9 protein-coding genes are annotated in these 13,457 nt (G+C 55.9%); 3 read left to right on the top strand and 6 right to left on the bottom strand.

Translation table 11 applies throughout. The annotated features are described in order from the left end of the window. Window positions 1–68 precede the first annotated feature (68 nt). Complete coding sequence (locus tag AC2IBB_RS07415; RefSeq protein ID WP_486332253.1) at window positions 69–1,946, top strand: hypothetical protein; 1,878 nt, start codon at window positions 69–71, stop codon at window positions 1,944–1,946. A gap of 49 nt (window positions 1,947–1,995) precedes the next feature. Here the strand turns inward: AC2IBB_RS07415 and AC2IBB_RS07420 are convergent, their stop codons facing one another. Further along, complete coding sequence (locus tag AC2IBB_RS07420; protein WP_486332254.1) at window positions 1,996–3,312, bottom strand: diguanylate cyclase; 1,317 nt, start codon at window positions 3,310–3,312, stop codon at window positions 1,996–1,998. 253 nt (window positions 3,313–3,565) lie between these two features. Between AC2IBB_RS07420 and AC2IBB_RS07425 the strand changes: the two genes are divergently transcribed. Both AC2IBB_RS07425 and AC2IBB_RS07430 read left to right on the top strand, forming a co-directional pair. Beyond that, a complete protein-coding gene (locus tag AC2IBB_RS07425) occupies window positions 3,566–4,165 on the top strand; it encodes a DUF3885 domain-containing protein (RefSeq protein WP_486333929.1) in 600 nt (199 codons plus the stop codon). A gap of 380 nt (window positions 4,166–4,545) precedes the next feature. Continuing rightward, window positions 4,546–6,552, top strand: a complete 2,007-nt coding sequence (locus AC2IBB_RS07430) for a calcineurin-like phosphoesterase C-terminal domain-containing protein (RefSeq protein WP_486332255.1) — start codon at window positions 4,546–4,548, stop codon at window positions 6,550–6,552. A 68-nt stretch (window positions 6,553–6,620) separates the two neighbouring features. Here AC2IBB_RS07430 and AC2IBB_RS07435 read toward each other — a convergent pair whose 3' ends face one another. From AC2IBB_RS07435 to ada, 5 genes are all read right to left on the bottom strand, one after another. Next, window positions 6,621–7,277 (bottom strand): hypothetical protein, encoded by a 657-nt coding sequence (locus AC2IBB_RS07435; RefSeq protein WP_486332256.1) that lies wholly within the window; start codon window positions 7,275–7,277, stop codon window positions 6,621–6,623. A 107-nt stretch (window positions 7,278–7,384) separates the two neighbouring features. Beyond that, window positions 7,385–10,822 carry a hypothetical protein gene (locus tag AC2IBB_RS07440; protein ID WP_486332257.1) on the bottom strand — a complete coding sequence of 1,146 codons (3,438 nt, stop codon included), beginning with the start codon at window positions 10,820–10,822 and terminating at the stop codon, window positions 7,385–7,387. Window positions 10,823–11,158: 336 nt separating this feature from the next. Further along, window positions 11,159–11,584: a DUF2784 domain-containing protein gene (locus AC2IBB_RS07445; RefSeq protein WP_486332258.1), complete on the bottom strand. Its 426-nt coding sequence runs from the start codon at window positions 11,582–11,584 to the stop codon at window positions 11,159–11,161. 44 nt (window positions 11,585–11,628) lie between these two features. Then, window positions 11,629–12,378 carry a 2OG-Fe(II) oxygenase gene (locus AC2IBB_RS07450; protein WP_486332259.1) on the bottom strand — a complete coding sequence of 250 codons (750 nt, stop codon included), beginning with the start codon at window positions 12,376–12,378 and terminating at the stop codon, window positions 11,629–11,631. Continuing rightward, window positions 12,375–13,451, bottom strand: coding sequence for a bifunctional DNA-binding transcriptional regulator/O6-methylguanine-DNA methyltransferase Ada (ada, locus tag AC2IBB_RS07455; RefSeq protein WP_486332260.1), 1,077 nt, complete (start codon window positions 13,449–13,451; stop codon window positions 12,375–12,377). The genes AC2IBB_RS07450 and ada overlap by 4 nt, the downstream gene beginning before the upstream one ends. Window positions 13,452–13,457: the final 6 nt, after the last annotated feature.

Below are 13,457 nucleotides of genomic sequence, written 5' to 3' on the forward strand. Positions count from 1 at the left end.
ATAGAGCGCATTAATACAATAAAAACTAACTACACCTCCTAATACATCCCTGAATTAAGGATTAACGAATGGCTTTTGATTATGGCTCTATCGACCTGGGGCTGAAAAATCCTTTCAAACTCGAAGGCGCCGTGACTGCGGGCAGAGGCGTCATTCAAGTTCTAATCGCACTTTACCTGCTCATCACGGCGGCGGGCGTGGTCAAAGACAACGCGGCTTCAGGCTGGATACTGATGGGCTTTGGCGTGCTGGTTCTGAGCATTGGCGTCATCGCGTTATCTTCCGGCGTTTATGCGATGCTGCGTTATTTTGTCGGGCGCAACCATCCGACTTCGCTGGCGATAAACCGGAGTAAGTCTCAGGCCAGCACGGCGCAGGAAGAAGCATCTTATGTGGGGTATGACCACCGGCAACTGGAAGAGATGCTGATGGGGCGCAAGAACATTACCTTTGTGGAGCCGAAAGGCTTGCTGGCGCGTTTGATTCACAGCCTTGTTCCCAAACTGCTGTTTATGCCGTATCCGGTCCGGAACTTGTCGCAACGCTTGTTCGGCGCCTGGATCAACACGGCGGTGATGCTGGTTGCCTACGGCTTTGTCGCATTTGTGTCTCTGGCCGGTTTTGCGGGTGAGGCTGGCGAACTGGCCTTTCCGGTTTATACGGCGTTATTGACGGCTTACCTGTTGTTTACCTGGAGAGCCGCAGGAAAATCTTTGGACCGGAAGGCTGAAAAACAGGTTGAAACCCTGGGCGGAGGTTCGCTCGCCAAGGTGATCGCGCTCTCTTTCATCATTCCTTTAGTCGTTGGACTGGCGCTTTCCTGGGGCATGTCGCATTGGAGGATTTCCCGGACGGAAGTTGAGGGCTGGCTGACGCAACTTCCTGATTTGCATGCAGGGGTATATATAATCTGCACCTTGTTGGCTGCGGCTGTCAGCAGTGCGATTGTACTTCTGATGCTGGGGCGGAGGCTGAGTAGCGCTGAGCCTGTCGCCGAGGTGTCAGAACTGCGGGAGAATTGGCAGGAGTCCGTTCATCCCAATGAAATCTTCATCAATCTCGACAATCTGGTGATGGCGAACCGTCGTTATAAAGAAGCGCCGAACCGCGTATATCGTGAACTCGACCCGAAACTGGACGAGCAGGTGGACGGCAAAGGCGGGTTCAGGGGCGAGATGATTCAGGAGGTGCAGCCGATGGTCAGGCCGCTGGAGCTGGGAGAGCTTTTCAAAAAGCTGCGAGTGGCGGCGTTGGCGATGGGAAATATCCTGTTCATCGCGGCGACTGTGTATACGTTAATGTTGGCGTATGCGCTGGTGGATCTATATGCTTTTACCTCGCAGACCGGCGTCTCGTCTCTAAAGGAACTGTGGGGAACGCAGCGCTTTGAAGAGTGGGCAGGGTTGCTGATGAGTTGCGCGCATCTGTTCCTGATCGGTTTTCTGCTCAAGTCATTCGCCAAACTGCTCAGTGGCGCGGCGCACCTGTTCTTTGCGGAAATCCAGTTTGAGTCGCTGCTGGTTTACTTTAAGTGCGAGGGCACTTTCACCGAGTCGAAAATCTCCACAGGAACCGGCATTCACGACAGCACCCGTTCAGAAAATACCCTGGTGCGCTGCAGTATTACGCCATGGGTGATTGTCTCGCGTATTGTCTCCACCACCTTCGCCGCCACTGGTATGAGAAACCTGGAGCACCCAAGGCATATTTTGGAGATGCATCGGGATGACGAGCAGTTGCAGGAGATCAAACATGACGTGGTGGCCTTTCTGAAAGACAGGGAATCCATCGCTGCGATCACCAGCGCAAGAGATCTGGGCAATGCGTCGCAGATTCATCAGCTCAATCAGCAAACCCGGGCGATTCCTGCCCAGCAGACGTTGGAGCAGGATGAGGCGGCGGCGGGTTATCTCAGGCAGGAGTCACAGCGCGGCGATTCGCATTAGGCGAGGGACAAGGCCGTCGCATAGCGGTGGCCTTGTTGATGCCCTTTCTTCAGTGAGCCTGAGAGCAACTCAGGCTGCAAACCTGGTTGCGGCCATTGTTTTTGGCCTTGTAAAGCAGCTCATCCGCCACGGCCAGCATGTGCTCAAAATGTTCGCCGTTGACCTCATCACAAATGCCGAAGCTCATGGTGACTTTCATGCCTTCGGCGATTCGATCCCACGAATACTGCTCAATCGTTTTGCGGATTCTCTCCATCATCTCCATGGCGGCCTGGGGGGAGGTGTTGGGTAACGCCAGCACCATTTCCTCGCCGCCGTAACGGGCCACAATGTCGCTGTTGCGAATGCTGTTCATAAGGATCTTCGCGACTTGCTTCAGCACTTCATCGCCCACGACGTGAGAATAACCATCGTTAATGCGTTTAAAGAAATCGATATCTCCCAACACCAGACAGAAACCGTTGCCATAACGGAGCGCGTTGGCGTGAAGCACCTTTACTTCTTCATTGAAAAAGCGGCGGTTATAAAGCCCGGTGAGTTCATCGCGAATGCTGAGCTCTCTTAGCTGCTCCGCCTGCTTGGCGACCTTGTTGCGAGAATCCTCCAGGTTTTTGTAAGCCTCGTGCAACTGGGTGTTCATCAGGTTGAACGCCTTCGCCAGAGCGCCGACTTCATCCTCGGATTTGACTGGCACCTGTTGCTTGAAATCGCCCTCCGCCATGCGATTTACCGCCGAGGTCAATTGGTTGAGGGTGCGCACGAGGCGGGACCCTTCCCAAATACCGAAGGGAATGATGAACACGATGGCCCCCAATGCGGAGAAGAACAGCGTCTCTCTCAATGTATGCAGATAGGCGAGGTCTGTTGTCGACAGATCCGGCTCGCCGCTGGAAAGCGCATAGGCCACCAACTGGCCTTTCACCCATATAGAGTCGGCGCCGGATAGCTCATCCTCAGATAATTTCTGGCCGATCTTATAGTCTTTGCCGGCGTGCAGAATATGGCCTTTCGGATCGGTGAGAACGAATGCGAAGGGAGGATCTTCCCCCATGCCGGAAGCGGATTGTCGCCTGGGGGGCGGCAGCCCCTCGAAGTAAGGCTCCTGCTCCTGTCCCGGCTGTCTCGCCATTGGCGGTAACCGGCGTCTTTGGTGTCGTTTTCGGTTATCCTCTTCCGCTATGGCGAAACGCAGAGCGTCTTTTTCCGTGCCCCAGGAATCATGCTCGCGGATATAGCGTTCAATGGCGGCTTGAAAACGCCCGTAGTGCGCGTCCTTGGCATGCTCGACGAATTCATGCTCCACCATGATGGGCGTCATAATAGCGATGATTATTACGACTAGCAGACTGGTAGAAATCAGGGCCAAAACGAGTTTTGCTTTTAATGAGGTCACGGCGCTCTCAACAAATGGACATGGTAAATGATTGTAGCCTTTCCAGGATAGGTGTTCCTACCTATTATAGCTCAACGTGATAACGCCGCTTAGGTGGGGCCCGAAAGTATAAGACCGGCGCAGCCCGTGCGGACTTTCAGTTGGGAAACGAACTAGGAAAAACTGGGAAAGGGTTGGAGGAAAGTGGTTGATTGACTATTTAAAGAATACGTTTCGGGGACTGGATTTGAGTCCGCCCTTATTCTACAAGTGGCCCACCGGAATTCGGTTCGAAATGGGAGCGCCGGAGGCGAGTGCTTGGATAGATAGAGAAAAAGGAGTACTGAATAATCATTACTTCGAAAAAGCGCTGCATCGCGCGCTCTCGATCTGTAATGCGGCTTTTTCAGCGACAGATAAAGTGGATGTTGTATACGAGACGCTTCGCCACCGCCGTCACAAAATAAAAATGAAGAATCATATCATTCGACAGGTGAGCGGCTCCGAGCATAGAAAAGTAATATTTGAGTCAAGAAAGGCGGACAGTGTTAAGGGGCTACACTGGAAAACCGCGTATGTAACCGGAGTGACCTCCAGTGAGATTAATTACGCAGAAATATTCCTATCAATACTGAATGCCGACTTCTCCCGGCGGAAACCTTCACTTCGAGGCCGGTGTTATTTTGTGAATCGCACCAGAGGAATGATTCTGCACTTGTATGACGACCGCGGCCTGGACTTAATCGCTACTGAAAAAAGCGCGCTGCGGGAAATATACACTCGCTATAACGCTTGGATTCTGGCTTATGACAAAGCGAGAATCGATGCGATGTTCTCAGACGAGTGACCTCCAGCATTAATCCTCTTGCAACAGCCGTTTGTTTAGCAGTCTGCCGTCAGCGAATTCGCATTGGCAGACGAGGCGCCTGATCGCAGCGCTATAAAGCCCTTCGCCTCGGCTTCTCGAATTGCCGTTTCTATCAACGCGTCCTGCGGCAGTTCCTCGCAGAAAGCCTGATAATTTCATCGCTTGATCTCGTTCCTCTAACCAGAGCCTTAACCTGCCTGTTGAAGCACGCATTCGGGCTATCGTCCAGCCCATCCGTCATTAATTTGATCCCTGCAAAATAACTTTTACAAACATGACCTTATAACGTCACTTTGCACTATTACGATGTACACTCCTTAGCTCAGGACAAAGGAATTCGTGCAACAAAAGGAGACATTGTGAAAACCATAACCCCATTCATTATAGGCGTGAGCGCGGCGTTCGCCGGACTGGCTGATGCGGCGCCGACGAGTCCAGCGGACGTTTTCAACGCGCTGGGTGGACATACGAAACTGTACCGCGGCGAAGTGGAAGTGATTCCCTCCGACAACGGTGAGGTCACGCGGGAGTTTGCGGAAGGTCGTGTTTTTAATGATCGTAACCGTAACGGCAAGCTGGACCGTGGCGAGCGCGGATTGCCGCGTGTGCGGGTATCCAACGGATATGATGTGACGCTGACGGATCATCGCGGTTATTACAAGTTACCTGCAAAATCCCGGGGCCTGAATGATTTCACCCTGTTCGTCACCAAGCCGGCTGGCTTCGAGTTGCCGGTCAATGAAGACAACGTCCCGCAGTTTTCCTATCACCATATTCCCAACGGCTCACCGGTACTGCGCTTTGGCGGGCTGCCGGCCAGTGGACCGCAGCCGAAGGCGGTGAATTTCCCCATGGTGCGCGGCCCTTATAAGAAACACTTCAAAATTGCCGTATCCGGCGACACGCAGCCGTATTCCAACAATGAAGTCGGTTACGTGCGCGACTCCCTGGCCGCGGAACTGGCGGCGCGGCAGGATCTGGAACTGGTGATGATTGAGGGCGACATCATAGGCGATGATCTGGGTCTGTATCCCCGTCTGAAGAAGACGATGAGCATCGCCGGCGTGCCGGTGTATCTGACGCCAGGCAACCACGATATCGATAATGACGCCACCAGCGACAAACACAGCCTGGATACATTCAAACGCGAGTGGGGCCCCGCCTATTACTCTTTTGACGTCGGCGACGTGCACTTTGTCGTACTGGACAATGTGCGCTATCCCTGTACGCCCGAGTCGGATAATGCCGACGGCAAACACGGCTATTGCGACAATCCGTCGACCGCTCCCACCTATAACGGCGTCATTGATGAAGCTCAGGTAGAGTGGCTGACTAACGATATCGCCGCGACGCCGGAACATAAGTTAATTGTGCTGAACATGCATATTCCACTGGTGTCTTTTTCGGACATGGACTCCACCAAGCACCAGACGGATAACGTCGTCTGGTTGTATGAGCTGTTGAAGGGGCGTCCGGCGGTGGCGTTGGCGGGGCATACGCATAACCTGGAAAACATCGTCGCCGGTGAGTTCTATCAGGGCTGGGACGACGCGGTCGGCGCAGGACCCACGCCGATTCCGCATATTATCACCGGGGCCACGGCGGGCTCGTGGTGGTCCGGCGACTTTGACGACAACAACCTGCCGATGTCCATCCAGCGTATGGGATCGCCGCGTGGATATATGCTATTCGAGTTTAAGGGTGCGCAATTCACCAGTACTTTCAAAGCCGCCGGTAAAGGCCCACTGGAGCAAATGTCTGTGGATTTCCTGTCGCCGACTTTTCTGAACTGGTATCAAACTCTGAAAGAGTGGGCGCTGACTCCCGAGGGTTCCCGTTCGCCGACGCCGCCGTTGAATCTTAATGATTTACCGGACACCAGCATTCTGACCGACGCTGATTTCGCCGGCGGCGTCAGGGCGATTATCAATGTGTGGAATGGCTCCAAGGATACGCAGGTGTGGACGCATATCGACGATGGCCCCTTGGTTGAAGCCGTGCGCACTCAGAGTGGAACCGGTGAAGGCAAGATCAACAGTCTTGATCCCTTCGCCCTGAAGAAGCAGATGTATGTATATCGGTACGCCGCCAAGAGCGAGTCAGGGGAAGAGCGGGCGCAGGGGTTTGAGTTGTTTAATGGCGCGCGTTTCGGAACCGCCGATCCGCAACCCTCAAGCGCCTCCATGTGGACGGAATCCTCTAATCATATCTGGACTGTGGCTATTCCCGCGGACCTGGAGCTAGGCGCGCACTTTTTAAGAGTCATCGTGAGTAACGGCGAGGGTCAGATCTTCACCAGCGTCAAAGCTTTTGAAGTGATGGACGAGCGGCCTGCGCCGTATTTCCGCAAGGAAGTGTTTGAGTAGTCTTAATCAAGCTGTTAGCGCCACAGCCGGGGCCAGACCTCTGCTGTGGCGCAGCTGGAGTCGACCCGTTATGCGCTTTGCGCGCCCTGCTTACGCCACCAGCCTATACTGATCCACATCAGGCCGCAGATAATCAGGCTCTGCAATATGGCGGGCTCAGACACCACATTCACTCCGCCATTGTTGACGGACGCCGCGATGGGGTTGCCGAGAGAGTCTCCCAGTGCGTTAACCACCACAGAGAAATAACTGAACCCAGGCGACAGGGCGGTAAAACTGAGAGAAGCCAGCAGGAATGAGTTGCTCTGGTGGGCGTCCAGGTCCGCAGGAATATCCAGGGACAGGTCAAACAGGTTCAGCTCACCGGGCGCCAGAAGCTCGGCCGACATTGGGTTAAGTCCCAGTCCCAGAACATCCAGCTGACTATCCGGGTCCAAAGCGACGCTGTCCATGACGCCATTGGCGTCCGCGTCCGTCGCGTCAATGGCGACGGCGCCGGGGTCGAAACTGAGATTCAAGTCGAAGGTGGACAACGACGGCGCGCCGCCGGGCGCCAGTCCGCTGATAGAAATATCCACGGTAAACAACTGGCCCGGCAGCGCCGTGGTGGCCGAAGGCAGAACCGTAATGACTGCCGCCGGGGCCTGCATGCTGCAAATGAACAGAAGCGACGCCAGAACGCTTTTCAATATCTGTGTGATAGACATAAACCGAGAAGTGAACATAGAAGCTCTCCCTGTTGGGTTGAGGCCGGAGTCGGCGGCTTGCGCCGCCTCTCCGGTTTCCGGTTAGTGCTTATGAACGAATGTAAATGACAAAACCACGAGAGCGCTTAATGCGTCGCGCAATAAGGCCGGGTGCAAAGCAGCCGCAATTGGCGCGCGTCAAGACTGGTGATCATGCCGTCGCCGTCCAGGTCCCTGGGATCGTCGCTCCCTGACGCGGGCGTGTTGCGAGCGGCGACAACGGCGTCCAGATCATCCCGGTCCACATCGTCGTCGCCATCGATATCGCCTTTAACGGGACCGACGTAGCCCTCGAACTCACTGGCGGCGTAGCCTTTAGTCGCCGCGACATTGCTGGCCACCAGATTGCCGCCGCTGGAGCCGTACATCAGTAGACCGCGGACATAGTAAGGGCCGGCGATGCCGTTTTGACCAATGGGGAGACCTGCGAAATTGAACTCAATTTCTGATTCTCCCTTGTTGAGCGCGCCGGTTTGTGCGTTAAAGCCGATTTCATTACCTTTGACGTCCACCAGTCTTGCGCTCCAAGTGTAAACGTCGGAGCGGGCGAGGGAGACTCTAACCCTGATGCGCAGTAAGTCAAAGAGCCCGTTGCCGTTGTTATCGACGCCAGCGTCGCTGGAGGCGCCGGTCAGCACGATGGCGCCGGGAGTTGAGATAGGCTCGAAATCGCTATGACTGTAGGGCGCTGTTGCATCTTTGTGAGAGGCCTGATCGACGATCTTCTGCGTATCCGGATGGCGCAACGTGACTCTGACGAAATACGGCCCATCTAATTGCAGCTGGTTGATTTCGGGACCGGAGAAATTCAGCGTGACGGTTTGTTCTCCGCGGCTGAATGTCTTGACTTCATCCATGTAGACCGCCAAGGGACCCGAGGCGTTGCGCAGCGCAGCCGACACCAGGAACGTTCCTGCGGCTCTGAGTTCGGCGCTGAACTGAACTTTCAATTGCTCGAACAGTCCATTGCCATTGGTGTCCACGCCTTGGTCGGAAAGTCCTCCCGTGATATCCAGCAGTCCTTCGAACTGACCGTGATGGTAAGCCTGGGTCAGGGCGCCTATATCCGCCTGACGTTCTCCATCTGAGTTAAACAGGCCAACCACCAGCTCGTAGGGCCCATCTTCGCCGGAACGGAATATGGTGGAGCCGGAGAAGCGTAAGGCCAGGCTGTGTGAACCGCTGTCCAGAGCGAAGCGCTCCGTCGTGTTGGCGACGGTTTTTCCTGCCTTCATCAGGGTTCCTTGCAGTATGTATTCGCCCGCCACGGCGACTTTCGCCTGTACGACGGCCTCCAGGTAGTCATAACGGGCGTCGCTGTCGGTATCCACCGCCGTGTCGGTCATATCAGTCAGGTAGGAGCCTTTTTCACCGAACTGAGTGTAGGCGTATGCGGGAGTCGGCAGTGTCGTCTGCACAGGCGTAGAGCCTTCCGCAAAAGCGATTACTTTGATCTCGTAAGGACCGTCTTTCGCCGCGCGCAGAATCTGCTCGCCGGAAAACTTCAACTCGGCGGTATATTGTCCCGGCGCGTCGCCGACAGTGTCCTGAGTAAACTTCATTGATTCGAACTCAGGCATATTGGCGATTACCTCGCCGTTTTTATTCAGCGTCGCCATCACCAGATAGACGTCTGCACGCATGACATCCACGCGTACTTGGGCGATTAACGCTTCATAAGCGCCATCGCTGTTGGAGTCCGGCGTTACGTAAACGACATCGCCGGGAATGCTTAGATCAGGCTCTATCATCATTACCCCCTGATCGGTGCTGGCTGAGGCGAGTAAGGCGAACGGCGCTGGCGCTTTGTATTTGAAGTCGCCCCAGGAGTCGTAAGAGTTCGCGCCGGGCACAGGATACACCTTGGCCCCTTCGTAGGTTTCCAGATACCCGCCGTCTGCGTCGTAATCGACGGCGCCGTTGTGATTCCAGAGGATGAACTCATCCACAGCCGAGTAAATGCCGTTGAAGGTGGCGTCATAGTAGTCGGGGAAAAAGAATCCGCGTTTGCGCAGGCTATGGCTGGAGAACTCATACTTATCATAACCACCGCCGGCGAAAGGCCTGGCGCTACCGGTAAAAGCGGGATCCAGGGACGGCGCGCCGGTGGTGACGAAGCCATTGCCGCGCCCATCAGTGCGTATGGCGCTGAGGCCGCCTATTCCCAGCGTGGCCGCCATGTTTTCAAACACATCGCTGAATACATAACAATCGGAGTAGTCACAAGTAATCGGGTCGGCGCTGAGTTGGGTCCAGTGGCATTTAACAGCGGAGCCGAAGCTGTAGCCGTAGCGCCAGTTCAGGCCGCCGTAGGCGTAACCGCCGCTGAGCAAGTGCTCCAGTACGTCGGCCTCGTCAATCAGGCCGCTGGCCCAGTCAGTAGCGTTTTCGTACCAGGATATGCGGGGGGCTCCGGCGGTTATCGGCGTCGTTTTGGTGACATAGAGCTTGCGGGTAATTGTCGGCAGAGAGTCGCCGTCCACCTTGTACTCAAACTCAACGTCATAGCTGCCGATGACGTCAGGCATGGCCAGCGTCATATCGCCCTCGGGCCCGGTCCATACTTCTGTTCCGTGCAACGTTGTGCCGACGATAGTCCATGAGGCCTCAACTTCCGCGTCCGACGGCAGACTGCCTGTCGGACAGGCCTCCAGGCGGGTGCGTATCTTGACTTCGCCGGAGCCGAACCAGCCGGATTCCACCGGACCGGAGAAGGGATAGTCATCCTTCGGGCCGATCACTTCCGTCAGATTACAGCTGGCGTCGCTGGATTGTTGGTAGATCACATCAATCAAATCGTTGGAGGCGAGGTTATTGACGCGTACCGGATTGGAATCCGTGGGCTCCAGCGTCAACGCAATTTTTGGCTCTACCGGCAGTATTAACGCAACCCAGTCGATAGCGGTGCACCAGCGTCCAGTGCTTAGCGTGTCGACATTGATCTGGACGCGATTGGCGCGAGGAGCAGGGGGGGAGCCAGGCGCGGGCGGCGCCGGGAACTTAATATTCTCGACGCCTACCGTGAAGGTGCTCAACTTCCAGACATTGTTGTCGCCGGTCAACAGTCCCAGACTGGTTCCGTTGAAGACAACCTCGTCCCGCTCCGGAGGCGGTGAGCCGTTATAGTCCACATCAAAGGCGGGCATGATGATGTCCACGGTGGCGGGAATCACACCTTGTGCGATCAGCGGCGCCGGGTCGATCAGATAGCCGTCGCCGTCCACAGGGCCCACCGAGACGTCGATCATGACATCAATCATGAGCGGATGTTCGGGGCTGTTGTTGAAGGTGCAGCCGGTATCCAGGCCGGGTCCGTCGTCGGCGACGAAACTGTCAGTGTCCGGAGGATCGAACGGTGAGCTGCGAGTCAACAGCATCGAGGGGGCGGAGAACCCGTTCGGCGTGGGCCATACGTCGCCATCCTCTTGTGCGAAGGATGTCTGGATTAACAGACAGCCAATCACAAATACAAAAAAATGAGCTGCAATATACAGGAAGGAAATCGTGCGCTTCTTGTCCACCATATATCCCTTCTCCTTGGTAGATCTTGTCGGAGCAGCGCCTGGGTACAGCGAGTGGCGCCCTGATTTTTATAATCACGTACTTCCACTGCTAATGTGATGAACTGTTACAAGCAGCAAGTCTCAAGCCAGAGTGCACAGGGTCTTTATAAATCGAGTCATTGTCAGCTTTTGGGCGATGTGTATTTGAGCTGGTTGTAAAGTAACCTGACGCGACTGTCTGGAAAACCTGAGGCTGGGAAAGTTCCCAAGCCTGTGTCGGATGCGCTCATCCTGCATGAGCGATGAAAAAACGAGAGTTGGAGAGAGGCGCCAATTATTCTGACGCCTGACTTTGCCTCAGTGAGAGCGGTGCTGCGTATGGAGTTTGGCTCCAGGAGGAAAATACACCCAAGAGGCCGCCACGGCCAGGCCGAAGAGGGAATAAGCCAGTGTAAAAGCCCAGGACGGCGCATCATAGAAGAGCAAGCGCTGGAACCAATACTCGATAAAACCGCCGTGGTACGCGCCAACATTAGCTTGCTCCCGCAACCAGACTTCAAGGGTGGTGAGGGGACAGGCGACGCCTAGCCAGGACTCCGCAACAATGACTGCTATCGCTGTCAGATGAGCGATTCGGAACCACCAGTCATTCACCCAGCGCCAACGCAGCCAGTTGCCGATAAGAATCAAAATCAGGCCGCCGACGACAAAAGCGGCCACAAACACATGCAGCACCAGCACTGCGTCGGCGAGGAATTGATAAAGCTCTGTATGAGTAGACATGAATGAATCTTCAGCGGCTTATGGGTAAACTGGCTTTCCGCCAGTTATCTGGCGTCATGAAAAATCACCCCTAACGCATACCGCCTGCCGGAGCGCACCCGGCTGACGCCATGGCGCATGTTGACGCGATAGATTCCGCGAGCGCCTTGCTTTGGGCGATGATGCACAGCAAAGATTACCGCATCTCCCCGGCGTAGCGGAATGACTTCTGCGCGGGACTGCATTCGCGGCCGCTGTTCCGTCAATACAAACTCTCCGCCGCAGAAGTCTTCGTCTGGCTCAGATAGCTGCACCGCCAGTTGCAGAGGGAAAACATGCTCGCCGTATAAGTCCTGATGCAGGCAGTTGTAGTCGTCCGCCTGGTATTTAAGGATCAGCGGTGTAGGGCGGGTCTGCCCAGCTGCGTGACAGCGTGCGATAAAGTCTTCGTGCGCTTCGGGATAGCGAATATCCTGATTCATAGCGGCGTTCCATTGGTTCGCCACAGGCGCAAGGTAGGGATAAGTCAATGCGCGCAGCTCTGAGACCAGATGGGGCAGGGGATAACGGAAATACTGGTATTCGCCTTGTCCAAAGCCGTGGCGAGTCATGACCACTTTGCTGCGATAAAGCTCCTCTGCGTTATACAGAGAGATCAGCGCTGCGCACTCCTGAGCGTCCAGTAGTCCGTTAATTATGGTGGCTCCCCGGGCGTTTAACTCATGCTCGGCGCGCTTCCAATCATAGCTTTGCAGACGCGCGGACAGGCTTTGCCTGGAGGGCTGCGTTTTTGCTGCGCCTGTATCGCCGCTCATTCCTGCGCCTCCCGCTCCAGCAGCGCCTGCTTCCTCTCGACGCCCCAGCGATAGCCTGAGAGCGCGCCGTTGCTGCGCACGACACGATGGCAGGGAATCGCAACGGCCAGCATGTTGGCGGCGCAGGCTTGCGCCACGGCTCGGACCGACTTGGGAGCGTCAATTTTTTGGGCGATATCGGCATAGCTGGCGGTCGCGCCTGAGGGAATCTCCTGTAGCGCGCGCCACACCCTTTGCTGAAAAGCAGTTCCGCGCACGTCCAGAGGCAGGTCAAGACCGATCTGAGGCGCTTCCACAAATCCCACGACTTTGGCGATTAAGCGCTCGAAGTCGGCGTCGCCGCCAATCAGGCGCGCTTTGGGAAAGCGGTCCTGTATTTCATGCACCAGGGCTTCCGGGTCGTCACCCAGTAGAATGGCGCATACGCCGCGGGCGCTTTGCGCCACCAGGATGGAACCCAGCGCGCACTCGCCCACTGCGAAGCGGATTTCTGCATTGGCTCCCCCGCGACGATAGTCGCCTGGCGTCATGCCCAAAACCTGATCTGACTCTCCATAGAAGTGGCCATTAGAGTTGTAACCGGCGTCGTAAATGGCGTCCGTCACGGACCCGCTTCGCTGCAGCGTGGCGGCAAGACGCTGCTTACGCTGTGCGGCGGCATAGTTACGCGGGGTGAGGCCGGTGACTTGCTTGAATACGCGATGAAAGTGAAATTTGCTCATGCCTGCGGATTGCGCCAGTTCCTCCAGGCTGGGGAAGCTTTCCGAGCTGGCGATCAAGCGACAGGCCGCGGCGATTTTCTCCGCTTGCCGCGCGGCCAGCGACGGCGCGTCGGGGCGGCAGCGTCGGCAAGGACGGAAACCCGCTTGTTCCGCCTCCTCAAGGCTGTCATAAAAACGCACATTCTCCGGACGCGGCGTTCTGGCGGCGCAGGACGGACGACAGTAGACGCCAGTGGTTTTCACCGAATAGTAGAAACTGCCGTCCGCCTGAGCGTCGCGCGCCAGCAGTGCGCGCCAACGGGGATCAGTTAATATGGCGTCAATCTGAGTGGGCTTTGACGATGCGTTCATGATGGC

This window comes from Hahella sp. NS-SX17 (assembly GCF_057367735.1).